Source organism: Streptomyces sp. NPDC093097, assembly GCF_044754325.1.
GTDB lineage: Bacteria > Actinomycetota > Actinomycetes > Streptomycetales > Streptomycetaceae > Streptomyces.
On the sequence record NZ_JBIVOW010000008.1, the window covers coordinates 25930 to 51512 of the forward strand.

Genomic DNA, 25583 nt, shown 5'->3' on the forward strand with positions numbered 1-25583 from the left:
AGCTGCGGTCAGAGGCGAAGTTCGACGAGAAATCGCAGGTCAGAGGTGGTGTGTACGGGCTGGGGCGGCTGAAGCCGCCGCAGCCCCGTACCATGGGGTGAGGCCGTGGCGCGTCAAGCCCGGCAGGGCCGCGTAACACAGACGTACGCGCAGCCGACCACTCACTTCGGGAGTTCGCCGCAATATGGCCGTGTCCGCAACTCGTCACGACATCCGCAACGTCGCCATCGTCGCCCACGTCGACCACGGCAAGACGACCATCGTCGACGCCATGCTCAAGCAGGCCGGCGCCTTTGCCGCGCACGCCGCAGAGTCCCTCGACGACCGCATGATGGACTCGAACGACCTGGAGCGTGAGAAGGGCATCACGATCCTCGCCAAGAACACGGCGGTGAAGTATCACCCCAAGGACGGCGGGGAGCCCATCACGATCAACATCATCGACACCCCCGGCCACGCCGACTTCGGTGGCGAGGTCGAGCGCGGTCTGTCGATGGTGGACGCCGTCGTGCTGCTGGTCGACGCCTCCGAGGGTCCGCTGCCGCAGACCCGCTTCGTGCTCCGCAAGGCCCTCCAGGCCCGGATGCCGGTCATCCTGTGCATCAACAAGACCGACCGCCCGGACTCCCGGATCGACGAGGTCGTCAACGAGACCTACGACCTGTTCCTGGACCTGGACGCCGACGAGGACCAGATCGAGTTCCCGATCGTCTACGCCTGCGGCCGCGACGGCATCGCCTCGCTGACCAAGCCGGAGGACGGCACGGTCCCGGCGGACTCCACCAACCTGGAGCCGTTCTTCTCCACCATCCTGGAGCACGTCCCGGCCCCGACGTACGAGGAGGACGCGCCGCTCCAGGCGCACGTCACCAACCTCGACGCCGACAACTTCCTCGGCCGTATCGCGCTGCTCCGCGTCGAGCAGGGCGAGCTGCGCAAGGGCCAGACGGTGGCCTGGATCAAGCGCGACGGCTCGATCCACAACGTCCGGATCTCCGAGCTGATGATGACCGAGGCGCTCACCCGGAAGCCGGCCGAGGTGGCCGGTCCCGGTGACATCTGCGCGGTCGCCGGTATCCCCGACATCATGATCGGCGAGACCCTCGCCGACCCGGAGAACCCGGTCGCGCTGCCGCTGATCACGGTCGACGAGCCGGCGATCTCGATGACCATCGGCACCAACACCTCGCCGCTGGTCGGCCGTGGCGGCACGGGCAAGGGCGCGAGCGCCAAGGCCGCGGTCAAGGACCGCAAGGTCACCGCCCGCCAGGTCAAGGACCGCCTGGACCGCGAGCTGATCGGTAACGTCTCGCTGCGCGTCCTGGACACCGAGCGCCCCGACGCCTGGGAGGTGCAGGGCCGCGGTGAGCTGGCGCTGGCCATCCTGGTCGAGCAGATGCGCCGTGAGGGCTTCGAGATGACGATCGGCAAGCCGCAGGTCGTCACCAAGGAGGTCGACGGCAAGACCTACGAGCCCGTCGAGCGCATGACCGTGGACGTGCCCGAGGAGCACATGGGCGCCGTCACCCAGCTCATGGGTGTCCGCAAGGGCCGGATGGACAACATGTCCAACCACGGCTCGGGCTGGGTCCGCATGGAGTTCGTCGTCCCCTCCCGCGGTCTGATCGGCTTCCGCACGGAGTTCCTGACCAACACCCGCGGCACCGGTATCGCGCACTCCATCCACGAGGGCCACGAGCCGTGGTTCGGCACCCTGACGACCCGTAACAACGGTTCGCTGGTCGCCGACCGCTCGGGCGCGGTCACCGCCTTCGCGATGACCAACCTCCAGGAGCGCGGCGTGCTGTTCACCGACCCCGGCACCGAGGTGTACGAGGGCATGATCGTCGGCGAGAACTCGCGCTCCGACGACATGGACGTGAACATCACCAAGGAGAAGAAGCTCACCAACATGCGCTCCTCCTCGGCCGACTCCTTCGAGGCGATCGTGCCGCCGCGCAAGCTCTCCCTGGAGCAGTCGCTGGAGTTCTGCCGCGACGACGAGTGCGTCGAGGTCACCCCGGAGGCCGTGCGCATCCGCAAGGTCGTCCTGGACCAGAAGGAGCGCGGCCGCACCGCCTCGCGCGCCAAGCACAACTGACGCTGCCGCACGGCTCGTCCCAGCGCCCCGTCGGACCCCGGTCCGGCGGGGCGCCGCCGTGTCAGGGGGCGGAGCGGGGGCACCGGCGGCGCCGCGGATCGGTCATCCGAGGGGTTTCGCCGGGGTTCGGAGCAGGGGCGGCCGGTGCCGGGGTGCGCGGTGCGCGGGTGTGGGCTCTGATGTGGGCTACGGGTGGTCCCTGCGGCCACGGGTGACCCGGAGTCCGGACCTTCAAGGAGGCGCCATGCGCCAAGCCGTGCGCGCGAGGTGGGCCGTCGGCACGGGGGCCCTGGCCCTCGCCGCCACCGCCTGCGGCGGCGGGACCGCGGGACCGGGCGGCTCCGCCGTGGTCAGCGCCTCCTGGGGAGACCCGCAGAACCCGCTGGAGCCGGCCAACACCAACGAGGTGCAGGGCGGCAAGGTCCTGGCGATGGTGCTGCGCGGCCTCAAGCGCTACAACCCCCGCACCGGCGCCGCCGAGAACGTCATCGCCGAGCGGATCACGACCGCGGACGCCCGGCACTACACCGTGGCCCTCCGGCCCGGCTGGACCTTCAGCAACGGTGAGAAGGTCACCGCCAAGTCCTTCGTGGACGCCTGGAATTACGGCGCGCTGCTCGACAACAAGCAGAAGAACGCGCCCTTCTTCCAATACATCGAGGGCTTCGACAAGGTGCACCCGGACAAGGGAAAACCCACCGCGAAAACCCTCTCCGGACTCCGCATGAAGGACGACCGGACGTTCACCGTCACGCTCAACCAGAAGTTCTCCAGCTGGCCGGACACCCTGGGCTATGCGGCGTTCATGCCGCTGCCCCAGACGTTCTTCCGGGACCACGACGGCTGGGTGAAGAAGCCGATCGGCAACGGCCCGTATCTGGTGAACTCCTATGACAAGGGCAGCGTGCTGAGACTGCGGAAGTGGAAGGGGTACCGGGGGCCGGACCCGGCCCAGAACGGCGGAATCGACCTGCGCGTCTACACCGACAACGACACCGCCTACACCGACCTCCAGGCCGGGAATCTGGACCTGGTCGACGACATTCCGGCCGCGCAGCTGAGAAACGTCCGCAGCGACCTCGGCGACCGGTACATCAACAAGCCGGCCGGCCTCATCCAGATCCTCACCTTCCCGCTGTACGACGCGCGTTGGGGGAAGTCGGGAAGCGAGAAGGTGCGGCGCGGGCTGTCGATGGCGATCGACCGGCGGCAGATCACCAAGGAGATCTTCCAGAACACCCGCACCCCCGCCAGCGACTGGACCTCGCCGGTCCTGGGGGAGAAGGGCGGCTTCAAGCCGGGGTTGTGCGGCGCCTGTGTCTTCGACCCGGAAAAGGCCCGGCAGCTCATCAAGGAGGGCGGCGGAATTCCCGGCGGCGGGCTGACCCTCACGTACAACGCGGACACCGGGTCCCACAAGGACTGGATCGACGCCATCTGCAACAGCGTCAACAAGACGCTGGGAAAGGACAAGGCGTGCGTGGGGAATCCGGTCGGCACCTTCGCCGACTTCCGCAACAAGATCAGTGCCCGGCAGATGACCGGGCCGTTCCGGGCCGGCTGGCAGATGGACTACCCGCTGATCCAGAACTTCCTCCAGCCGCTGTACTTCACCGGCGCCTCCTCCAATGACGGGAAATTTAGCAATCCGGAATTCGACCGGCTCGTCAACGAGGCGAACGCGGAGCCCGACACCCGGCGGGCGGTGGCGAAATTCCAGGACGCGGAGCGGGTTCTCGACCGGCAGATGCCGGCCATTCCGCTGTGGTACCAGAACGGCAGCGGCGGCTATTCGGAACGGATCAGCAATGTGCGGCTCGATCCGTTCAGCGTCCCGGTCTACAACGAGATCACGGTCGGCTGACGAGGGAGGCGGGCGCGCTCATGGGACGGTATGTGATCCGGCGACTGCTCCAGATGATCCCGGTGTTCATCGGCAGCACCTTCCTGATCTTCCTCATGGTCTACGCACTGGGCGACCCGGTCGCCGCGATGTTCGGCGACCGGGCGCCGGACCCCGCGACCGCGGCGCAGATCCGCCACGACCTCTACCTCGACCAGCCGCTGTGGAAGCAGTACCCGCACTACATGGGCCAGATCTTCCGGGGGAACTTCGGCACCGCGTTCAACGGCCGGCCGGTCACCGAGCTGATGGCCGAGGCCTTCTCGGTCACCCTCCGGCTCACCCTGGTCGCGATCGTCATCGAGATGCTGGTGGGCGTGGCGCTGGGGGTGTTCAGCGGGCTGCGGCGCGGCCGGGCCGTCGACACCACCGTGCTGGTGCTCACCCTCGTCGTGGTCTCCGTACCGACCTTCGTCAGCGGCTATCTGCTCCAGTTCGTCTTCGGCGTGAGGCTGGAGTGGGCCGCGCCGACCGTCGCCCTGGACACACCGCTGGGCCAACTGCTGCTGCCGGGGCTGGTGTTGGCGCTGGTCTCGCTCGCCTACGTGACCCGGCTGACCCGGACCTCGATCGCGGAGAACGCCCGCGCCGACTACGTCCGGACCGCCGTCGCCAAGGGGCTGCCCCGGCACCGGGTCATCACCCGCCATCTGCTGCGCAACTCCCTGATCCCGGTCGTCACCTTCATCGGCACCGACATCGGGGCGCTGATGGGCGGTGCCATCGTCACCGAGCGCATCTTCAACATCCACGGCGTCGGCTACCAGCTCTACCAGGGCATCCTCCGGCAGAACTCGCCGACCGTGGTGGGCTTCGTGACGATCCTGGTGCTGGTGTTCCTGATCGCCAACCTGCTGGTCGACCTGCTGTACGCCGTCCTCGACCCGAGGATCCGCTATGTCTGAGCCCCATGTCCCCAAGGAAGCCGTCGGCCACGGCCACGGCGACGGCGGCACCGCCGCCCTGGCCATCGGCGAGGCCGAGTCCCTGGAGCGCGCCCCCGGCGCCCGGCCGCGGGCCCCGGGCGGCGAACCCACCGGCAGGCCCCGCAGCCTGTGGAGCGACGCCTGGCATGACCTTTGCCGCAACCCGGTCTTCGTGCTCTCCGCGCTCGTCATCCTCTTCCTGGTGGTCATCGCCCTGTGGCCGCAGGCGATCGCCACCGGCAACCCCTACCGCGCCGACCTGTCCAAGGCCCAGCAGGGCGCCGGACCCGGCCACCCCTTCGGCTACGACACCCAGGGCCGGGACGTCTACACCCGGGTCGTCTACGGGGCCCGCGCCTCCATCACCGTCGGCACCTGCGCCACCGCCGGCGTCGCCCTCCTGGGCGGCCTGCTCGGCGGCCTGGCGGGCTTCTTCGGCGGCTGGTGGGACACCCTGCTCTCCCGGATCGCCGACATCTTCTTCGGCATCCCGGTGCTGCTCGGCGGGCTGGTCTTCCTCTCCGTGATCACCAGCACCACCGTCTGGCCGGTGATCGGCTTCATCGTGCTGCTCGGCTGGCCGCAGATCGCCCGGATCGCCCGCGGCTCGGTCGTCACCGCCAAGCAGAACGACTACGTCCAGGCCGCCCGGGCGCTGGGCGCCGGCAACGGCCGGATGCTGCTGCGGCACATCGCGCCCAACGCGATCGCGCCCGTCATCGTCGTCGCCACCATCGCGCTGGGCACCTACATCGCCCTGGAGGCCACGCTCTCCTACCTGGGCGCGGGGCTGAAACCGCCCACCGTCTCCTGGGGCATCGACATCTCCGCCGCCTCCACCCACATCCGCAACGCCCCGCACATGCTGCTCTGGCCCGCGGGCGCGCTGAGCATCACGGTGCTGGCGTTCATCATGCTCGGCGACGCGGTCCGCGACGCCCTCGACCCCAAGTTGCGCTGAGGAGACGGCAGATGACCCACGGCGGAGCGGCCCCCGAGACCCCCCTGCTCGACGTCCGGGACCTGAAGGTGGAGTTCCGCACCCGCGACGGGGTGGCCAAGGCCGTAGGCGGTGTCAGCCTCACCGTGGCGGCCGGGCAGACGCTGGCGGTGCTCGGCGAGTCCGGCTCCGGCAAGTCCGTCACCGCCCAGGCCGTGATGGGCATCCTCGACTCCCCACCGGGCTTCGTCACCGGCGGGGAGATCCTCTTCCAGGGGCGCGATCTGCTCACCCTGGGCGGGGAGGAGCGGCGGAGGATCCGCGGCGCGAAGATGGCGATGATCTTCCAGGACGCGCTCTCCGCGCTGAACCCGGTGCTCAGCGTCGGCACCCAGCTCGGAGAGATGTTCCGGGTGCACACCGGCGCCTCCCGCAAGGAGGCCCGCGCCAAGGCCGTCGAGCTGATGGAGCGGGTCGGCATCCCGGCCGCCCGGCAGCGGGTGGGGGACTATCCGCACCAGTTCTCCGGCGGGATGCGCCAGCGCATCATGATCGCCATGGCGCTCGCCCTGGAACCGGAGCTGATCATCGCGGACGAGCCGACCACCGCCCTGGACGTCACCGTCCAGGCCCAGGTCATGGACCTGCTCGCGGAGTTGCGCCGGGAGTACCGGATGGGGCTCATCCTGATCACCCACGACCTGGGCGTGGTCGCCGACGTCGCCGACACCATCGCGGTGATGTACGCGGGCCGGGTCGTCGAGACCGCCCCCGTCCACCAGCTCTACAAGGCGCCCGCGCACCCCTACACCCGCGGTCTGCTGGAGTCCGTGCCCCGCCTGGGGCACCAGGGCCGGGAGCTGCACGCGATCAAGGGCCTGCCGCCGAACCTCACCGCCGTCCCACCGGGCTGCGCCTTCCACCCCCGCTGCCCGCTGGCCCGCGACGTCTGCCGCACCGACCGCCCGCCGCTGTACGACGCCGGGCCGGGCCGGGCCAGCGCCTGCCACTTCTGGAAGGAGACGCTCGATGGCGCCTGCTGAACCGCTCCTCGAAGTCCGCGACCTGGTCAAGCACTTCCCGCTCACCCGCGGGGTGCTGATCAAGAAGCAGGTGGGCGCGGTCAAGGCGGTCGACGGGGTCTCCTTCGACCTGCGGCAGGGCGAGACCCTGGGCATCGTGGGGGAGTCCGGCTGCGGCAAGTCGACCGTCGCCAGGATGCTGGTCGGGCTGGAGCGGCCGACGGCCGGTCACATCCGCTACCGCGGCCAGGACCTCACCCGCCTGTCCGGGCGCGCCATGAAGGCCGTCCGCCGCAACATCCAGATGGTGTTCCAGGACCCCTACACCTCGCTCAACCCCCGGATGACGGTCGGCGACATCATCGGCGAGCCCTACGAGATCCACCCCGAGGCGGCACCCAAGGGCGAGCGCCGGCGCCGGGTGCAGGAACTCCTCGAAGTCGTGGGCCTCAACCCCGAGTTCGTGGGCCGCTACCCCCACCAGTTCTCCGGCGGCCAGCGGCAGCGCATCGGCATCGCCCGCGGGCTCGCCCTCCGCCCGGAGATCATCGTCGCCGACGAGCCGGTCTCCGCCCTCGACGTCTCCGTCCAGGCCCAGGTCGTCAACCTGCTGGCCCGCCTCCAGGCCGACTTCGGGCTCTCCTACGTCTTCATCGCGCACGACCTGTCCGTCGTGCGGCACCTCTCGGACCGGGTCGCGGTGATGTACCTCGGGAAGGTCGTGGAGACCGGCACCGGCGAGGAGATCTACGACCACCCCACCCACCCGTACACCCAGGCGCTGCTCTCCGCCGTCCCGGTGCCCGACCCCGGGGCCCGCGCCCACCGGGACCGCATCCTGCTCAGCGGCGATGTGCCCTCCCCGGCCGACCCGCCGTCCGGCTGCCACTTCCGCACCCGCTGCTGGAAGGCCCAGGAGCTGTGCGCCCGGGTCGAGCCGCCGCTGGCGGTCCCGGCGGCGTTCGCGGACGCCCAGGGGCCCGCCCGACACCCCTCGGCGTGCCACTTCGCCGAGGAGCGGCAGGTGGTGCCGAGCGAGTAGCGCCGGAGCCCGCCTCCCCGGGGGAAGGCGGGCTCCGGCGCTGCCGTGCGGTGGCGGTGGGTCAGTCCTTGGCCCCGTCGGTGTCCGCGGCCTGGGCCGCCTCCTCCGCGGCCGCCAGCGCCGGGTCCATGATGATGTCCTCGCCCGCGGTGGTCGGGTCCTCCGGGAAGTGGCACGCGGTCAGGTGGCCGGCGTCGTTCCCGCTGAGCTGGACCAGCGGCGGCTGCTCCGTCGCGCACTTGTCCTGGGCCTTCCAGCAGCGGGTGCGGAACCGGCAGCCGGACGGCGGGTTGACGGGGGAGGGGACGTCGCCGGCGAGCCGGATGCGCGCACGCTCCTCCTCGCCCTCCTCCGCCAGCTTCGGCTCGGGCACGGCCGAGAGCAGGGCGTGGGTGTACGGGTGGCGCGGCCGGGTGTAGATCTCCTCCCGGGTGCCCACCTCGACGATCCGGCCGAGGTACATCACCGCGACCCGCTCGCTGAAGTGCCGGACGACCGCCAGGTCGTGGGCGATGAAGACGAACGCGATGCCCAGCTCGCGCTGGAGGTCCTGGAGCAGGTTGACGACCTGCGCCTGGATGGAGACGTCGAGCGCGGAGACCGGCTCGTCCGCGATGATCAGCTTCGGGTTCAGGGCGAGCGCGCGGGCCACGCCGATGCGCTGCCGCTGGCCGCCGGAGAACTCGTGCGGGAAGCGGTTGTAGTGCTCGGGGTTGAGGCCCACGGTCTCCAGGAGCTCGCGGATCTTCTTCTCCCGGCCGCCGGGCGGGTTGATCCCGTTGATCTCCATCGGGCCGCCGATGATCGTGCCGACCGTCTGCCGCGGGTTCAGCGAGGCGTACGGGTCCTGGAAGATCATCTGGATCTCGGAGCGGATCGGCGCCAGCTCCTTGCGGCCCGCGTGGGTGATGTCCTGCCCCGCGTAGGTGACCTTGCCGGAGGTGGGCTCCATGAGCCGGGTCAGCAGCCGGCCGGTGGTCGACTTGCCGCACCCGGACTCGCCGACCAGGCCGAAGCTCTCGCCGGCGTGGACGGTCAGGTCCACCCCGTCGACCGCCTGGACGGCGCCGACCTTGCGCTTGAACGGGAAGCCGCCGTAGATCGGGAAGTGCTTGGTGAGTCCCTCGGCGGTGAGCAGGGGCTCGCCCTGGGCGGGCGCGGTGGCTCGGGGCCCGGGGAGGGTGTCGTTCTTGGCCATGGTGGTAGCTCCCTAGCCCAGCCGGGGCTTGATCTGCTCGGTGAAGAAGGTCTGCTTCTGCTCGGCGCTGAGGTGGCAGGCGGCGGCCCGGCCCGGCGCCAGCGGCGGGCGCTCGGAGGTGCACAGGCCGCCGTCGACCTCGGCGGTGAAGCCGCAGCGCGGGTTGAAGGCGCAGCCGGACGGCGGGTTGAGCAGGCTCGGCGGGGAGCCCGGGATCGGGTGCAGCTCCTCGCTGACGTCCGCGGAGAGCCGCGGCATCGAGCTCAGCAGGCCCCAGGTGTAGGGGTGCCGGGGCTCGGTGAGGATCTCCCGGACCGAACCGCGCTCGACCGCCCGGCCCGCGTACATCACCAGCAGGTCGTCGGCGGTGTTGGCGACCACACCGAGGTCGTGGGTGATCAGGATGATCGCGGAGCCGAACTCCTGCTGGAGGTCCTTGAGGAGGTCCAGGATCTGCGCCTGGACGGTGACGTCCAGGGCGGTGGTCGGCTCGTCGGCGATCAGCAGCTGCGGGTTGCAGACCAGCGCCATGGCGATCATCGCGCGCTGGCGCATACCGCCGGAGAACTGGTGCGGGTAGTCGTCCACCCGCAGGTTGGGCTGCGGGATGCCGACCTTGGTGAGCATCTCGATCGCGCGCTGCCGGCCCTCGCGCTTGTTGGCGCCGGTGTGCTTCATGAACGGCTCGGCGATCTGCCGGCCGACGGTGTAGTACGGCGACAGGGCGGTCAGCGCGTCCTGGAAGATCATCGCCATCTTGTTGCCCCGGAGCTTCTCCAGGGTCCTCTCCTTGGCGCCGGTGAGCTCCTCGCCGTCGAGGTGGATCTCACCGGTGATCGCGGTGGACTTGGGGTTGTGCAGCCCCAGCACCGCCAGGTTGGTGACGGACTTGCCGGAGCCGGACTCGCCGACGATGCCCAGGGTCTTGCCGCGCTCCAGGTCGAAGGAGAGGCCGTCGACCGCCTTGACGATGCCGTCCTCGGTGGAGAACCGGACGTGCAGGTCGCGAACGGAGAGGAAGGCGTCGGATCCGGATTCCTTCGGGGCCGGTGTTTCCTCGGTCTTGGTGGGTGTGGTCACGTCAGGATCTCCTAGGACAGGCGCACGCGCGGGTCGATGAACGCGTAGGCCGCATCCACAATGATGTTGAACACCAGGATGAGGGCGGCGCTGAAGATCAGGACGCCCATCACCATGGGCAGGTCGAGGGTGGTGACGGAGTCGATCGCGAGCCGGCCCAGGCCCGCCAGCTGGAACGTGTACTCGGTGATCATCGCGCCACCGAAGAGCGCCCCGAGGTCCATGCCGAGGATGGTGACGATCGGGATCAGCGAACCGCGCCAGGCGTACCGCATGAAGACGTAACCGGCCGGCATGCCCTTGGCCTTGGCGGTCCGGACGTGCTCCTCCTGGAGCTGCTCGATCATCGTCGAGCGCGACATACGGGTGTACTGCGCGGTGAAGATCGTCGACATCACCAGCCACGGGATCAGCAGGCCCATGAACCAACCGGCCGGGTTGCTGGTGAGGTTGACGTATTTGGGCGCCGCCATCAGGCCGCTGTAGACGAAGATGCCCAGCACGACCGGGCCGAGGATGTAGATCTGCACCGAGCTGAGGATCATCGAGACACCGGTGACGGCCTTGTCCAGCACCGTGCCGCGCTTCCAGGCGGCCAGCAGACCGGCGCCCAGGCCGATCACCAGGAAGGCGATGGCGCCACCGATGGCCAGCGACGCCGTGGTCGGCAGCCGGTCCATCATCGTCGACCAGACGTCCTGCTTGGTGGTGAAGGAGTAGCCGAAGCAGGGGGCGCTGCAGTGGCCGAGGGTGAAGTCGCGGCCCGCGAAGATTCCGACGAGGAAGGTCCAGTACTGGACCGGCACGGGCTTGTCGAGGCCCAGGTTCTGGTGGATCAGCGCGATGTTGTCCGCCGTGCAGTTCTTGCCGCAGGCCATCATCGCGGGGTCACCGACGGAGAAGAAGACGAAGAAGGTGAAGGCGCTCAGCAGGACGAGGGTGACGACCGCGCCGAACGTCCGGCGAAGTAGGAAGGGAAGCATGGCAATTCGCTGCTCTCAGGACGGCGGCTGCGGACGGGTGTGGGATTGCGGGAAGGCCCCGAAGAGCGCGCGCCCCGCCGTGCGCGCGCTCTTCGGAGAGCCTCCGTGCGCTGCTTACTTCTTGATGAACAGCGTGGTCGGGTCGAGGTAGTTGACGTCCGTGTTGTAGCGGGCGCCACCGATCTTCGAGCCGTACATCTGGAGCAGCTTGGTGTAGAACACCGGGGCGGCCGGGTTGACCTTCTCCACGATGTACTGGTGGAGCTTCTCCCACTCAGCGGTCTGCTGCTGGATGTCCGTGATCTTCTTGATCCGGTCGATCTCGTCGCTGATGTGCTGGTCGCGCACGTGCGAGTAGTTGGCCGCACCGTCCTGGATCTGCCGGCCGTCGTAGGACGGCGGGATCACGGTGGAGGCGTCCGGCCAGTCCTGGCCCCAGCCGGTCATGTAGATGTCGAAGCCGTTGTCGACCTTGCCCATCTGCTGGTACCAGGAGGCCGCGTCGACCTCCTTCTTCTGCACGTTGAAGCCGGCCTTGCCCAGCGCGTCCGCGATCACGACGGCTTCCTTCTGCCGGATCTCGGTGTTGGAGTAGGCGTAGACGAGCTTCATGCCCACCTTGCCGGCCTGCTTCAGCAGCTCCTTGGCCTTCTCCGGGTCGCCGTTGGGCTTGGTCAGCTTGCCGTAGGGGTCGTAGCCCTTCTTGTAGCCCGCGACGGTCGGGGCGAGCAGACCGCCGGCGACCTCACCGCCGTAGCTGCCGCCGTTGATCCGGACGATCTGGCTGTTGGGCATGGCGTAGGTGATCGCATCGCGGATCTTCTTGTCCTTGATGCGGTCCATGTTCATGTTCATCTGCCAGACGTAGGGCTGGTAGCCCTGCACCAGGCGCTTGCTGGCACCGGGGGTGTCCAGCACCTGCTTGGTGAGCGTCGGCTCCACGACGTTGGTGAAGCTGATCGCGGTCTTGTCCACGCCCTGGTCGGCCATCAGCCGCTTGGTGGAGTCGGACGCCTGGTGGTTGAAGGTGATGCTGAAGCCGTCCACGTACTGGTGGCGCATCGGGTCGGTCTTCGGGTCCCAGTTGGTGTTCTTCACCAGCTGCATGGACTTGCCGGACTTGAAGTCCGCGATCTTGTAAGGACCGGCGCAGACCGGCTTGACGTCGTAGTTCTCCTTGGTGTCCTTGTCGCTGTCCGGCACGACGCTGTAGCCGGCCATGGTCAGCGCGTAGGGCAGCTGGGTCTGCGGCTTCTGGAAGTGGAAGACGACGGTCTTGTCGTCCGGGGTGTCCAGGACGGACTTGGGCAGGTGGTCGCCCTTGTACGGACCGTCCGGCAGCGCCTTGCGGTAGGCGGTGCCGTCACCCGAGAGCCACTGCTGGACGTAGGTCGGGCCCTCGGTGATGAACTTGGCGTACTGGCGCTCGAAGGTGTGCCGGATGTCCTTCGAGGTGATCGGCTTGCCGTCCTCGAACTTTATGCCGTCCTTGAGCTTGTACGTCCAGGTCTTGCCGCCGTCGGACATCTGGCCGGCGTCGGTGGCGAGGTCACCGACGACCGTCTTGTTGCCCTCGTCGTCCTGCTTGAAGGTGGTCAGACCGCGGAAGATCAGCTTGGACAGGTCGCCCATGTCGCTGACGTACATCTGGGCCGGGTCCAGGTGGTTGTAGCTGTCCCGCTGGTAGACGGTGATGGTGCCGCCGGACTGGGCGCCCGCGACCGGGGCCGCCGGACCGGTGGACTGCGCGGCGTTGCCCAGCGGCACCGCCTTGGCCTGCGCCGCCGCGTTCTTGTCGGTCTGCGACTTGTCCTTGCCCGTGCCGCCGCCGGAGCTGCAGCCGGTCAGGGCGAGCGAACCGGCCGCCATGGCCACGAAAACCGCGCGTGCTCTGCGCGAGGAGAGAGCGTTCATGAGGTCCAAGCACCTACCTGTCAGTCGTTTATCCAGATGTGCTGTCTGACGGCATCCGGTACGGAACCGGCGCGGGGTGACAGCTGCCCCTTCAAGCGGACGATCAGCGCCCGGACTTGGGGTCGAATGCGTCCCGGACCGAGTCCCCGAGCAGGTTGAAGCAGAGGACGAAGATCACCATTGCGGCGCCGGGGAAGAGCAAGAAGGTCGGGTCGTTCTCGTAGACCATGCCGGCCGTGTGGAACAGCCGGCCCCAGTCGGGGGTCGGCTCCATGATGCCGACGCCGAGGAAGGACAGACCGGCCTCCGCGGTCACGAACAGCGGGAGCATGTAGGTGGCCTGGACGAGGATCGGGGTCACCACGTTGGGGAGCAGTTCCTTGGTGATGATCCGCCAGGGGGAGGCGCCGGTGATCTTCGCCGCCTCGACGAACTCCCGCTCGCGCAGGGAGAGCACCTGTCCGCGCAGCAGACGCGCCAGGGCCATCCAGCCCAGGGCCCACTGCACGAGGATCAGGGCGATGACGCGGATGTAGGTGGGCGTCTCGTCGCTCGGCGGGACGAAGATCGCCACGACGACGGGCATGAACGCCACGAACGTCAGCTGGCTCGGGAAGGCCATCAGGAAGTCGATGATCCGGCCCAGCCAGTAGTCGGTGCGGCCGCCGAGGTAGCCCGCGGTGACACCGAGAATGGTGCCGGTGATGACCACGAGGATGGTGACCGCGACGGAGATTCCCAACGAGGTCCGCATGCCGTACAGGAGCTGGGTGAACAGGTCGCGGCCCAGCGACGGTTCGACACCGAACCAGAAGTCGCCGGATATGCCGCCGTTGGCCCCCATCGGGTAACCGAATTCATCGAGCAGGTTGGCGTTTTCGTTGCCGTAGAGCGTGTACGGATTCTTGCCGTACAGCGAGGCGATCGCCGGAGCGAGGGCCGAGACGACGAAGAAGGCGAGCACGACGATCCCGCAGATCATGCCGGTGCGGTCGCGCTTGAAGCGCGCCCACATCAGCTGCCCGGGGGAACGGCCGACGAGCTCACCGCCCTTGCCCTTCTTCTTTTCCTTCTTCAGACCTTTGGGGGCAAGCTCTGGGGTGTCCGCCGTGCTTGCCGCGGTCTGGGATGGACTAGTCATCGCGAAGTGCCCCCGCGCCGAGTTCTCTTGGAACGTGAAGCGGCACCGGTCGCACCGCTGGATGAGCGCGACTTTCGCAAGTGGTTTATGGCGGAGTCAAGGGTATGAGGTGTGCTTGTACGCAGGGCGTCCGCTTCTTGAGCGAAGATTGCGCAGATTGACGCCCAGGCGTGCTTGACATGCCGTCGTCATAGACGGCAAGTGGGACATCTCAGTATCAATCGCTTTAACGTGAAGGCAACTTGCCTGTCGCATCACCGATATACGGACGCGTCATGCTGAACACCGTACGGCCGTGCGGGTGCCGTGGGTCGGCCGGGGCGTCAGCGACGCCCCGGCCGACCGCCGTTTCGAGTGGCTTTCCCGGTCCGTTCCCCCGATGTCTGTTGTCCGGCGGCCGGGAGGGGGGTAGACCTGCGGTAGCACCTCCGCGGAAGCCGGGGTGCCGTGGACTTCGTGGGTCACCGACGTGGACGGGGGCGGGTCGTGTCCACCATCCGGTCACCTCATCTCAGTCGCGGTGCGCGCCGCGCCGCCGTGGCGGTCTGCCTGCTGCTCACCGCGTCCGGCGCGGCCTGGTGCGTGCGGGACCTGGTCGCCGCCCGGCAGCCGGACGGGGCGCCGGCGGGCCTGCTGGACGGGGCGCCCGGGGCGGCGGTCTACGACCCGCTGCTCGCGGCGACCGGGCTCGTGGCCGCCCACGCCGCCCGGCGCGGGACGCCGACGGCGCCGGGCGCCCTGCTCTCCCTGGCGGCGGCCACCGCGCTGCTGCGCCTGCCGGTCCTGTGGCTGCCGGACCGGCCGCCGGGCCCGGACGGGGCGCTCGCCCTCTGGGCGCAGCTCGCCGCGCTCGCCCAGCTGGTGCTCGCCGCGGCGCTGCTCGCGGTCGTCGCGGGCGGCCGGCGGGCGGCGCCGAACCCGCTCGCGGAGGTCGCGGCGGCCTACGGCGTGGTCCAGGAGGCACCGCCGCACGGCGCCCGGCCCGGGGCTCCCGGCAGTCCGTACCGGGGGCCAGCCGGATGGACCGCGGGGTTCCTGGGCGCCGCAGCGCTGCTCCTCGCCGCCGGGGAACTTCCCGCGCTGGCGCGCCTCGGCGCGGACGGCTACGGGGCCGCCCTGCTCGGCGCCGACGCCCCCGGCGCGCTGCCGGGACCCCCGCCGCACTGGGCGGCCGTCGCGCTCGCCCTTTTGACCGCGGCCGCCGGCGCCGGCGCGCTGCGCCGGGCGCCGTGGTCCCGGCCGGCCGCCATCACCGCCGGGGTCCTGCTGCTCGGCCACGGCGCTGCCGCGCTCGTCACCGCCGTCCGCGCCGGCCTCCTCGGGCACCTGGCCGCGGCGCTCGGCGACGCCCGCCTCACCCTCGCCGCGGCGGCCGTGCCGGCCCTGGCGGGGCTCTGCGGGCTGTGCGCGGCGGCCCTGCCCGGAGTGCCGGGCGGCGCCGCGGGCGGGCGCCGCCCCGTGGCGTACGGCGACGGGCCGGACGAGGCGCGCCCGCCGCACGCCCCGCCGCCGCCCGCGGTGCGCCCGCCGGGCTGGTGAGCCGCTACGCGATCCCCAACGACCGCTTGAGGAAGGCGACTTGGAGCAGCAGCAGATTCTCCGCGACCTGCTCCTGGGACGCCATGTGCGTCACGCCCGTCAGTGGCAGCACCTCGTGCGGCCGGCCGGCCGCCAGCAGCGCGGAGGAGAGCCGCAGGGAGTGCGCCACCACCACGTTGTCGTCCGCCAGGCCGTGCACGATCAGCATCGGACGGTGCGGCTCCACCGCCTCTGACAGCCCCTCGTCCGTCACCAGGGAGTTGTGGGCGTAGACCGCCGGCTCCTCGTCAGGGTGGCCGAGATACCGCTCCTGGTAGTGCGTGTCGTACAGCCGCAGGTCGGTCACCGGCGCCCCCACCACCGCGGCGTGGAAGACGTCCGGCCGGCGCAGCGCGGCCAGGCCCGCCAGATAGCCGCCGAACGACCAGCCGCGGATCGCCACCCGCGTCAGGTCCAGCGGGAAGGAGTCGGCCAGCGCCTCCAGCGCGTGCACCTGGTCCGCCAGGGCGATCGGCCCGATATCCCGGGAGACCGCCTTCTCCCACGCGGGGGAGCGGCCCGGGGTGCCCCGGCCGTCCGCCACGATCACCGCGAAGCCCTGGTCGGCGAACCACTGGGAGGTCAGGTGGGCGTTGTGCGCGGCGACCACCCGCTGGCCGTGCGGGCCGCCGTACGGGTCGAGCAGCACCGGCAGCGGACCGTCGCCCTCCGCATAGCCGGTCGGCAGCAGCACCGCGCACGGGATCCGGCGCTCACCGGCGAGCACCAGCCGCGGCCGGGCGGTGAGATGGGGCGTCTCGGCATACGAGTCGATGACGGCCAGCGTCTTCTCGCCGCCGTCCGCCTCCAGCCGCACCAGCTCCGACCGGGCGCCCGGCTGCTCCAACGACGCCTGGGTGAGCACCATCAGCGCCCCGCTGCGCACCGCCGACGACACCGTCGGATACGGCCGCTCACCGACCCGCTCCCAGCCCGCCGGGGCGGGCGAGGCGCCGCCGCCCTCCTGGCGGCCGTCGCGGTACCACGCGCGGTAGACGCCGATGTCGTGCATCTCCGCGCCGCTCGCCGCGAACAGGACGTCCTCCTCGCCGACGTCCAGCACCGCCCGGACGTGCAGCGGCTCCCCGGTCAGCGGCCGGTCGCCGACGAACAGCCGCCGTGCGCCACCCTCGTCGGCGATCCGCACCAGCCGGCCGTCCGGCGTCCAGGCCGGCACCCCCGGGAACGGCTCGACCCACACCTCATCCTGGTCCTCGTGCACCACGGAGGTTTCGCCGGTCACCGGGTCGACCGTCAGATAGCGCTGGGCGCGCTGGTCCCGGGTCTGCACCAGCAGCAGCGGCGGGCCCGCCGCCGACCAGTGGACGCGGGCCAGATAGGGATAGCGCGCGGTGTCCCAACGGACGTCCGTGCGGGAGCCGTCCAGCCCGAAGAAGGCCAGGGTGACCTCGGCGTTGGCGGTGCCGGCCGCCGGATACGGCACCTGCGCCGGCTCCCGGTCCGGGTGCGCCGGGTCAGCGATCCACCAGCGCGTCACCGGCGCCTCGTCGACCCGCGCGGCCAGCACCCGGTCGCTCTGAGGGGACCACCAGAAGCCGCGGTGGCGGTCCATCTCCTCGGCGGCGATGAACTCGGCCAGCCCCCAGGTGACATCGGGGCCGTCGGGCTCCGCCAGCGCGCGGTCCGCGCCCGCGCCGGCGTCCCCGCCGCCGTCCGCCGCGACGACCCGCAGCGCGCCGTTGGCCACATAGGCCACATGGCGGCCGTCGGGAGCGGGGCGGGGGTCCACTACCGGGCCGGCCGTGGGGAGTTCGCGCGTGGTGCCGGCCCGCAGCTCGGAGACGAACAGCCGTCCCGAGAGCGCGAAGGCGGCCAACTCCACGGCGGCGTCGACCGCGTAGCCGACGATGCCGGCCGACCCCTCGCGGCTGCGCTCGCGGCGCGCCCGCTCCTCCGCGGGGAGGTCCTCGTCCGCCCCGGCCAGCAGGGTGTGCGGGTTTGCGGCGGTGAACTCCCGCCCGCCGTCCAGGTCCAGGACCTGGAGCTGCTGGCTGCGGTCGGTGCCGGAGGCGGAGCGGAGGAAGACGGCGCGGGTGCCGTCGGGGGCCAGGGCGAAGGCGCGCGGGGCGCCGAGCGTGAAGCGCTGGGTGCGCGCGGAGTGCCGGGGGAAGGGCAGCTTTCCGGTCATGCTCCGAGCCTACGGCGACAGCGGCCTTCGCGGGTGAGTCTGTGGAAAACGGTGTGCGCCCCCACCATGCTCCGGTGCACCGACTTATGCGCGCGGTCGGAAAGTTATGATCCCATGCGCGTAGTGGGTGCGGGGTAAAAGAGCCCATGGCATACCCCGGTACGTGGCGCCGATCGATGAGTTCACGTACCGTCAACTCTGTCCGGACCGTGTGTACTTGGAGGTGAGCCGCCGTGGCACTCTCGATTTCGGCGGTGGTGCTGCTGGCGATCATCGTCTTCTTGTTGATCAAGAAGTCCGGGCTGAAGGCGGTGCACGCATTCGTCTGTATGCTGCTCGGCTTCTATCTGGCCAGCTCGTCCATCGCTCCGACGATCAAGAGCCTGACGACCAACGTCGCGGGCATGATCGGCGGCATCAGGTTCTGAGCCGTTCTCCGGCGCACCCGGGGTCTGTCATCGCCCTCCCGATGACGGGGGTGTGACGACAGGCCCTGAGGCTCGTCCGGCGGGCCCCGTCGCGGTCGCCCCGAGCGGCTGCCCGGGGCGCAGTGGGCGGCTCGTAGGCTTGTCGGCATGACCTCCCACCCGCCCGCGCGGCGCAGCGACGCCTCCCGTCGCCTCCTCCTGGTGCATGCGCACCCGGACGACGAGTCGATCAACAACGGCGCCACCATGGCCAAGTACGCGGCCGAGGGCGCGCAGGTCACGCTGGTGACCTGCACCCGCGGCGAGGAGGGCGAGGTCATCCCGCCCGAGCTCGCCCACCTGGCGCCGGACCGCGACGACACCCTCGGCCCGTACCGCGTGCGCGAGCTGGCCGAGGCGATGGCCGCGCTCTCCGTCGCCGACCACCGCTTCCTCGGCGGCCCCGGCCGCTACCGGGACTCCGGGATGATGGGTGCGCCCCAGAACGAGCGGCCGGACTGCTTCTGGCAGGCGCCCGTGGACGAGGCGGCGGCCCATCTGGTGGCCGTCGTCCGGGAGGTCCGCCCCCAGGTCCTGGTCACCTATGACCCGAACGGCGGATACGGCCACCCCGATCACATCCAGGCCCACCGCGTTGCGATGCGGGCCGCGGAGCTGGCCGCGCGGGCGGACTTCCGCCCGGAGCTCGGCAGCGCGTATGCGATCGAAAAGATTTACTGGAACTGCAACCCCCGCCCGGAGGTCGAGGCCGGCCTCGCCGCGGTACGCGCGGCCGACCACGGTTTCGCCGGGGTCGCGGCGGTGGACGAGATCCCCGGCGTGGTGCCGGACGACGAGGTCACCGCCGTGATCGACGGCGCGGGCGGATACGCGGCGGCGAAGGCCGCTGCGATGCGCGCACATGTGACGCAGATCGTGGTCGACGGGGCGTTCTTCGCGCTCTCCAACCACCTGGGCCAGCCGCTGTTCGGCACCGAGCACTACCGGCTGGCACACGGGACGCCCGGTGCGTCCGACGGGGAACGTGAGGACGATCTCTTCGCGGGGATCGCGGAGTCGGCTGGTTCGACGGGTGCGTCGGAGCGCACCCCACGGGAGGAGGCGGCGGAATGACGACGTCGAAGGGCGCCGGCAACGAGGGTGCCGGGGCGGACAAGGGGCAGCGGACCCGGGCGTCCGGCGGCTCGGGCGCGGCCGGCGGCGGTACCCCCGCGGCGCCGCCGACCGGGCCCGCCGCGGGCGCGCCGCTGTCGCCGGGCCGGGTGGGCACCTACGTCCTGCTGCTGGTCACCGGTGTGCTGGTCGCGCTCGCCGGCACGCTCGTCCAAGCCGCCTGGTTCCCCGGCGGGTTGCTGCTGGCACTGGCCGGAACCGGCGGCCTCTTCTACGGGGGCGCCAAGGCCACCGGGACCGCGAGCGGGGTGCTGGTGCCCGGCGCGGCCTGGTTGGTGACGGTGTTCCTGCTGCTCAGCGACGTCCGGCCGGAGGGCGACTTCCTCTTCGGACCGGGGCTCGGCTCGTACGCGTTCCTGTTGGGCGGCCTCGTCATTGCTGTGATCTGCGCCACCGCGCACCAGTTGCGCACTACGGCCGTGCCCCATGGCCGAGTTGGCGGATGACGCGTCCATACCAGGACGGACGGCGCATGTGCACGGGCGGCCGGCCGAGGTGCCCAAGCCGCGGCCGGTGCGGCGGTCTTACCGTGCACCCGGGGTGCCGGTCGACGGCGGACAGTATGGTGGTGCGCGCCGCCGCGCCGCCCTGGGGGCGCCCCTCCAGCTGACGCTGGAGGCTCCCCACCCGGCCCCGAAGCCGGGGGATCATCTCTGACGAGCGGCGGAGCCAACTGGGAGAACCTGCTTTGAGTCGTGAATCTGACAGTTCGTCCTCCGGCCCTCGGGGCCGTGGCGGAGCCGTGTACCCGTCGGGGACACCGCCGTACGGCTCGTCCAGGGGAGAGGCCGGCGAGGCGCCGGTGTCCGGAGCCGCGGATCGGCCGGAGGAGCCCAAGACCGAGACCACGCTGACGACGCGGATCAAGATCAACATTCCGGGGTCCCGCCCCATCCCGCCGGTCGTCGTGCGCAAGCCCGTCGGTGAGGAGTCCGGCATGAACGCATCGGCTGCACCCGGCGGTTCCGCCGGCTCGTCCGGTTCCCAGGGGACGTCCCGTCCGGCCTCCGGCGGTGAGCGGACCGCCGAGCGGACGGCGGAGACGCCGCGACCGGAGGCGGTGGCGGAGGAGCCCCCCGCCGCCCCGAAGGAGAAGACCACCAGCGACTGGTTCTCGCCGCGCAAGGCGCAGGGGCAGGCCGGCAAGTCGTCGACCACCGGCACCCACCCGGTGCCGGCGCCGCCCGAGGCGACGGCGGGCGGCGCGTCCGCGCAGCGCCCGGACCTCCCGTACTTCTCGGACGCCCCGGCGACGGCCTCCGGGCCCGCCCCGCAGAGCGGCGGCACGCCCTTCGGCGGCGCCTCCGGCCACGCCGGTGCGCGCGACGAGAGCGACCCGCTGACCGCCCCGTCGCCCTTCGGCGGCGGTCCCAGCGGCGCGGCGTCGCCGTTCGACGGCGGTCCGCGCGGCACCTCGCCGTTCGACGCCCCGGCGGAGCCCGCCCGCGAGCACAGCCCGTTCGACGCCCCGAAGCGCCCCAGCGGCGCGACGGCCGGCCCGGCGCGCGGCGACTCGGCGCTCGACCTCCCGCCCGGCTTCAGCGACCCCGTCGCCGCCCCGGGCGCCGCGGGCCGGATGGGCGACGACACCGCCGAGCTCACCCCGCAGCCCCCGGCCGGGGCCGGTGGCGGCCTCGGCGTCCCCGGCGGCATCGCGGGCGGCGTGGGCGGCCCCCAACTGGGCAAGGGCCCCAAGCCCGGTCCCAAGGGCGGCCCGAAGAGCGGCGGTCCCGGTGGCCGGGGGTCCGGCGACACCCTGGTCGGCGGGATCCCCAAGGTCCCCGGGAAGGACGGTCCGGCGGCCGCCACCCCGTTCGCCAAGGCACCCGGCAGCGGCAAGGAGAGCGCCGCCGCCAAGCCGCGGCCCAAGATCCCCGAGCCGATCAACCCGCCCAAGAAGGGCCGCAACAAGCTGGTCCTCATCGGCGTCGCCGTGGTCGTCCTGGCGGGCGTCGCCTACGGTGCCGGGCTGCTGCTCGACCACGCCGACGTGCCGAACAACACCACCGCGCTCGGGGTGGAGATCGGCGGCAGTTCCAAGGACGACGCGGTCAAGACGCTGGAGACCGCCCTCAAGGACCGCCGCACCGCACCGCTCAAGATCAGCATCGACGGCACGTCCGAGAGCCTGCTGCCCGCCCGGGCGGGCCTGGACATCGACCTCCAGGCGACGGTCCGCAACGCGGCCGGCCGGGACTACAACCCGGTCTCCGTCGTCGGCTCGCTCTTCGGCGTCAAGCGCACCGCCCAGCCTGCGGTGATCAGCGACAAGGAGAAGCTGGCGGTCGCGCTGGAGAACGTGGCCGGCCCGGCGGGCGCCGCCGCGGACGGCGGGATCACGTTCGAGAACGGCAAGGCGGTGCCGCACTACGGCACCGCCCACAAGGCGCTCGACGCCGCGGCCGCCGAGAGCAAGATCACCGACGCCTACCTCGGCCGTTTCAGCACCGGCAGCGAGGCCCCCGTGGCGCTCGCCACCACCACCCAGCAGCCCAAGGTCGGCAAGGCCGCGGTGGACAAGGCGCTCAAGCAGTTCGCCGAGCCGGCGATGTCCGGGCTGATCACGGTCCGGACGGACACGCAGCACGCGGTCTCCTTCAGCCCGCAGAAGTCCATCCCGAAGTTCCTGTCGTTCAAGATCGTGGACGGTCAGCTGGTGCCCTTCTACGACCGGCCGGCGCTCAAGGAGCTCTACGGGACCACCTTCGACGGCGTCCAGGTGACCAAGGGCGACGGCACCAAGCACCCGGTCAGCGTCGAGGAGGTGGCCGGCGCGGTGGGCAAGGCACTGATCGGAACGACCCCCGCCGAGCGCGTCCAGACCATCGCCACCGACGGCAGCTGACGGCGCACTCCGCGCTTCCCGGCCGCCGTACACTGCGGAAAGAGCAGGTCAGAGGCCCCCTAGAGAGAGTCCTCCGGGATTCCCCCTAGGGGGCCTCACCCATGACAGATGTCATGCCGCATTGCGGACACCTGACACTGCCCCTCCGTTCGCCGATCCAGGAAGCTACTTGCCATGACGACAACAGCTGCCACCACACCCACCACCGCGCCGGACGCGGACGGGACGCCGGTGGTCAGCTTCCAGGGGGTCAGCAAGAGTTACGGCGCGGTGCGCGCGGTGGCCGACCTCCACCTGGAGCTGCACCCCGGCGAGACCGTCGCCCTCCTCGGCCCCAACGGCGCGGGCAAGTCCTCCACCCTCGATCTCCTCCTCGGCCTGCGCACCCCCGACGCCGGCTCGGTGTCCCTCTTCGGCACCACCCCCCAGCGCGCCATACAGCAGGGCAGGGTCGGCGCGATGCTCCAGAGCGGCGGCCTGATGGACGGCGTCAAGGTCCGGGAGCTGGTCCAGCTCGCCCGCGATCTGCACCCCCGGGGCTATGCCGTGGACGAGATCATGGCCACCGCCGGGATCACGGAGATCGCCGACCAGGTGATCGGCAAGCTCTCCGGCGGCCAGGAGCAGCGGGTGCGCTTCGCCCTCGCCACCGCCGGCGCCAACGACCTGATCGTCCTCGACGAGCCCACCACCGGCATGGACGTCTCCTCCCGGCAGACCTTCTGGGGCGCCATGCGCCGCCAGGCCGAGGCCGGCCGCACGGTCCTCTTCGCCACGCACTACCTCGAAGAGGCCGACGAGATCGCCGACCGGGTCATCGTGCTGCACCGCGGCCGGGTGCTGGCCGACGGCACCTCCGCCGAGATCAAGGCCCGGGCCGGCGCCCGCCGGATCACCTTCGACCTCGACGAACTGGCCGACCGCGGCGCGCTGGAGGGCCTGCCGCACCTCACCTCCCTGACGGTGTCCCACAGCGGCCCCGCCACCGGCTCCGCACGCACCGTCCGCATCCAGTCGCAGGACGCCGACGCGACCGTGCACGCCCTCTACGGCCTCGGCCTCTACCCGCGCAACCTCGAAGTCTCCGGCCTCGGCCTGGAGCAGGCGTTCATCGCCATCACCACCGCCGAGGAGGCGGCCCGATGACCACTCTGATCAAGCTTGAGATCCTCCGCGCGCTGCGGAACAAGAAGTTCCTGTTCTTCTCGGTGATCTACCCGACGGCGCTCTACCTGATCGTCGCGGGCACCGGGGACGGCAAGCCGCTCCCCGGGATGCGCCTCGACGTGGGGCTCTACTACATGGTCTCGATGTCCGCGTTCGGCGCCATGACCGCCGTCCTCCTCGGCAACAGCGAGCGCATCGCCAAGGAGCGCGAGCAGGGCTGGGTGCGCCAGCTCCGCCTGACCGCACTGCCCGGCCGGGGCTATGTCGCCGCCAAGATAGCCGCGGCGGCGACGGTCAGCCTGCCCTCGATCCTGCTGGTCCTGATCGCCGCGGCGGTCGTCAAGGGCGTCCGCCTCGAAGCCTGGCAGTGGTTCGCCATCGCCGTCGGCACCTGGCTCGGCAGCTTCGTCTTCGCCGCCCTGGGCGTCGCCATCGGCTATCTGGCCAGCGGCGACTCGGTCCGCCCGATCTCCATGCTCTGCTTCTTCGGGCTGGCCCTCCTCGGCGGCCTGTGGATGCCGATGACGCTGATGCCGCAGTGGGTGCAGAACATCTCCGAATGGCTGCCGACGCACGCCTACGCGGCGCTGGGCACCGCCGTCGAGGCCGGCGGCGCACCCCATGTCAAGGACATGGGCATCCTGTTGGGCTACCTCGTCCTCTTCGTGGGCGGCGCGGCCTGGCTGTACCGCAAGGACACTCGGAAGGCATGAGACCGGTGAAGGCGATGAGCGAGCCCGACGACCGGAACCCGGTGCTGATCGGGCAGCGGCCGCGCAGCCGCCGCCAGGCCCTGAGCAAGACGATGTGGATCGTCGTCTGGCTGTTCTACCTCGCCGGCCCGGTGGGCGAGTTGACCAGCCACGGCTTCAGCACCGTCCAGCGGATCTGGGGCGTCGTCGGCCTCACGCTCTTCGTCCTCGCCTACATCGTCCTGCTCTTCCGCCATGTGCTGGAAAAGCCGCCGCACCACCTCCGGTACATCCCGCTGGCCGTGATGCTGGCGCTGTCCGTCGCCCTGACGTGGACGCTGGGCTTCTCCTGGCTGGTGCTGTTCATCTTCACCAGCGTGGCCTCCGCGGTGGTGCTGCCCTGGCAGCGCTCCCGCTGGGTCATCCCGCTCGTCACCGTCGTGGTGATCGCCGTCGGCGCCCGCTATCCGGAGATACGCAACTACTACCTCTTCGCCTACGCACTGCCCGCGTTCGGCAGCGGCTTCGTGATGGTCGGCGTGCAGAACCTGATCCGTACGACCCAGGAACTGCGCGCCGCCCGGGAGGAGGTCGCCCGCCTCGCCGCCAACGAGGAGCGCCTGCGGCTCGCCCGCGATCTGCACGACCTCCTGGGCCACTCGCTCTCGCTGATCACGCTCAAGAGCGAGCTGGCCGGGCGGATGCTGCCCGACCGCCCCGAGGACGCCGCCCGGCAGGTCGCCGACATCGAACGGGTCAGCCGCCAGGCCCTGGTCGACGTCCGGGAGGCGGTCACCGGCTACCGCCGCCCCCGCCTGGCCGTCGAACTGGCCGGCGCCCGCGTCGCGTTGCGCACCGCCGGCCTCACGCTCACCGTCGACCCCGCGCTGGAGCAGGAGCACCGCGGGCTGACCGCCGACACCGAAGGCGCGCTGGCCTGGGCGCTGCGCGAGGCGGTCACCAACGTCGTCCGGCACAGCGGCGCCCGCCGCTGCGAACTGCTGCTCACCGAGGAGTGGGAGGCCGACGAACGCCGCTACCTCTGCCTGACCGTGATCGACGACGGCGCCGGCCCGCCCCGCGCCCAGCACGACGGCAACGGCCTCGTCGGCCTGCGCGAGCGGCTGGCACTGACCGACGGCCGGCTGGACACCGGCCAGGCCCCCGGGGCCGGCGGCTTCGTCCTGCGGGCCTATGTCCCGATGCGCGCCCCGGCCGCGTCCCCGGACGGTCCGATACCGGTGCCGGACACCTCTCCGGAGCCGGTCAATGGCCCGGCGTGAGGCCCCGTTCCGCCGCGT

The 25583-nt window shown here is 71.0% G+C and carries 20 protein-coding genes; 14 read left to right on the top strand and 6 right to left on the bottom strand.

Translation table 11 applies throughout. The annotated features are described in order from the left end of the window. Positions 1-184 precede the first annotated feature (184 nt). The 6 genes from typA to ACIQE0_RS15880 all read left to right on the top strand — a co-directional run bounded on the left by typA (position 185) and on the right by ACIQE0_RS15880 (position 7934). On the top strand, positions 185-2101 hold the full coding sequence (gene typA, locus ACIQE0_RS15855) for a translational GTPase TypA (protein WP_402332340.1): 1917 nt from the start codon (positions 185-187) through the stop codon (positions 2099-2101). Between the two features lie 244 nt (positions 2102-2345). Continuing rightward, on the top strand, positions 2346-3965 hold the full coding sequence (locus tag ACIQE0_RS15860; RefSeq protein WP_402332343.1) for an ABC transporter substrate-binding protein: 1620 nt from the start codon (positions 2346-2348) through the stop codon (positions 3963-3965). 20 nt (positions 3966-3985) lie between these two features. Next, positions 3986-4909 (top strand): ABC transporter permease, encoded by a 924-nt coding sequence (locus tag ACIQE0_RS15865; protein ID WP_366338300.1) that lies wholly within the window; start codon positions 3986-3988, stop codon positions 4907-4909. Then, complete coding sequence (locus ACIQE0_RS15870; RefSeq protein WP_402332346.1) at positions 4902-5891, top strand: ABC transporter permease; 990 nt, start codon at positions 4902-4904, stop codon at positions 5889-5891. The genes ACIQE0_RS15865 and ACIQE0_RS15870 overlap by 8 nt, the downstream gene beginning before the upstream one ends. 11 nt (positions 5892-5902) lie before the next feature. Next, on the top strand, positions 5903-6913 hold the full coding sequence (locus ACIQE0_RS15875) for an ABC transporter ATP-binding protein (protein WP_402332349.1): 1011 nt from the start codon (positions 5903-5905) through the stop codon (positions 6911-6913). Further along, complete coding sequence (locus ACIQE0_RS15880) at positions 6900-7934, top strand: ABC transporter ATP-binding protein (protein ID WP_402332352.1); 1035 nt, start codon at positions 6900-6902, stop codon at positions 7932-7934. Before ACIQE0_RS15875 ends, ACIQE0_RS15880 begins: the two co-directional genes overlap by 14 nt. Before the next feature lie 61 nt (positions 7935-7995). Here the strand turns inward: ACIQE0_RS15880 and ACIQE0_RS15885 are convergent, their stop codons facing one another. The 5 genes from ACIQE0_RS15885 to ACIQE0_RS15905 form a co-directional block, all read right to left on the bottom strand. Next, on the bottom strand, positions 7996-9132 hold the full coding sequence (locus ACIQE0_RS15885; protein ID WP_366338292.1) for a dipeptide ABC transporter ATP-binding protein: 1137 nt from the start codon (positions 9130-9132) through the stop codon (positions 7996-7998). A gap of 12 nt (positions 9133-9144) precedes the next feature. Beyond that, entirely contained in the window at positions 9145-10212 is a 1068-nt protein-coding gene (locus ACIQE0_RS15890; protein ID WP_402332356.1) for an ABC transporter ATP-binding protein, read from the bottom strand. A gap of 11 nt (positions 10213-10223) precedes the next feature. Beyond that, the gene (locus ACIQE0_RS15895; RefSeq protein ID WP_366338288.1) at positions 10224-11195 is read right to left on the bottom strand and encodes an ABC transporter permease; all 972 of its coding nucleotides are present in this window, start codon (positions 11193-11195) and stop codon (positions 10224-10226) included. Between the two features lie 114 nt (positions 11196-11309). Continuing rightward, positions 11310-13109, bottom strand: coding sequence for an ABC transporter substrate-binding protein (locus tag ACIQE0_RS15900; RefSeq protein WP_366338286.1), 1800 nt, complete (start codon positions 13107-13109; stop codon positions 11310-11312). 103 nt (positions 13110-13212) lie between these two features. Further along, on the bottom strand, positions 13213-14250 hold the full coding sequence (locus ACIQE0_RS15905; protein WP_366338284.1) for an ABC transporter permease: 1038 nt from the start codon (positions 14248-14250) through the stop codon (positions 13213-13215). A gap of 486 nt (positions 14251-14736) precedes the next feature. Between ACIQE0_RS15905 and ACIQE0_RS15910 the strand changes: the two genes are divergently transcribed. After that, positions 14737-15789, top strand: coding sequence for a hypothetical protein (locus tag ACIQE0_RS15910; protein ID WP_366338125.1), 1053 nt, complete (start codon positions 14737-14739; stop codon positions 15787-15789). 4 nt (positions 15790-15793) lie between these two features. Here the strand turns inward: ACIQE0_RS15910 and ACIQE0_RS15915 are convergent, their stop codons facing one another. After that, positions 15794-17977: a prolyl oligopeptidase family serine peptidase gene (locus ACIQE0_RS15915; protein ID WP_402332361.1), complete on the bottom strand. Its 2184-nt coding sequence runs from the start codon at positions 17975-17977 to the stop codon at positions 15794-15796. A gap of 233 nt (positions 17978-18210) precedes the next feature. On the opposite strand from ACIQE0_RS15915, the gene ACIQE0_RS15920 reads away from it, so the two are divergent. The 7 genes from ACIQE0_RS15920 (at position 18211) to ACIQE0_RS15950 (ending at position 25565) form a co-directional block, all read left to right on the top strand. Further along, positions 18211-18405 carry a hypothetical protein gene (locus tag ACIQE0_RS15920; protein ID WP_366338129.1) on the top strand — a complete coding sequence of 65 codons (195 nt, stop codon included), beginning with the start codon at positions 18211-18213 and terminating at the stop codon, positions 18403-18405. Between the two features lie 147 nt (positions 18406-18552). After that, the gene (gene mshB / locus ACIQE0_RS15925) at positions 18553-19518 is read left to right on the top strand and encodes an N-acetyl-1-D-myo-inositol-2-amino-2-deoxy-alpha-D-glucopyranoside deacetylase (protein WP_402332364.1); all 966 of its coding nucleotides are present in this window, start codon (positions 18553-18555) and stop codon (positions 19516-19518) included. Next, positions 19515-20024: a DUF6113 family protein gene (locus ACIQE0_RS15930; RefSeq protein ID WP_402332367.1), complete on the top strand. Its 510-nt coding sequence runs from the start codon at positions 19515-19517 to the stop codon at positions 20022-20024. Before mshB ends, ACIQE0_RS15930 begins: the two co-directional genes overlap by 4 nt. A gap of 491 nt (positions 20025-20515) precedes the next feature. Next, the gene (locus tag ACIQE0_RS15935) at positions 20516-22423 is read left to right on the top strand and encodes a hypothetical protein (protein ID WP_402332369.1); all 1908 of its coding nucleotides are present in this window, start codon (positions 20516-20518) and stop codon (positions 22421-22423) included. Between the two features lie 174 nt (positions 22424-22597). Then, the gene (locus tag ACIQE0_RS15940; RefSeq protein WP_402332372.1) at positions 22598-23569 is read left to right on the top strand and encodes an ABC transporter ATP-binding protein; all 972 of its coding nucleotides are present in this window, start codon (positions 22598-22600) and stop codon (positions 23567-23569) included. Then, positions 23566-24303, top strand: a complete 738-nt coding sequence (locus ACIQE0_RS15945) for an ABC transporter permease (protein ID WP_402332375.1) — start codon at positions 23566-23568, stop codon at positions 24301-24303. The genes ACIQE0_RS15940 and ACIQE0_RS15945 overlap by 4 nt, the downstream gene beginning before the upstream one ends. After that, positions 24300-25565, top strand: coding sequence for a sensor histidine kinase (locus ACIQE0_RS15950; protein ID WP_402332378.1), 1266 nt, complete (start codon positions 24300-24302; stop codon positions 25563-25565). The genes ACIQE0_RS15945 and ACIQE0_RS15950 overlap by 4 nt, the downstream gene beginning before the upstream one ends. Positions 25566-25583 lie beyond the last annotated feature (18 nt).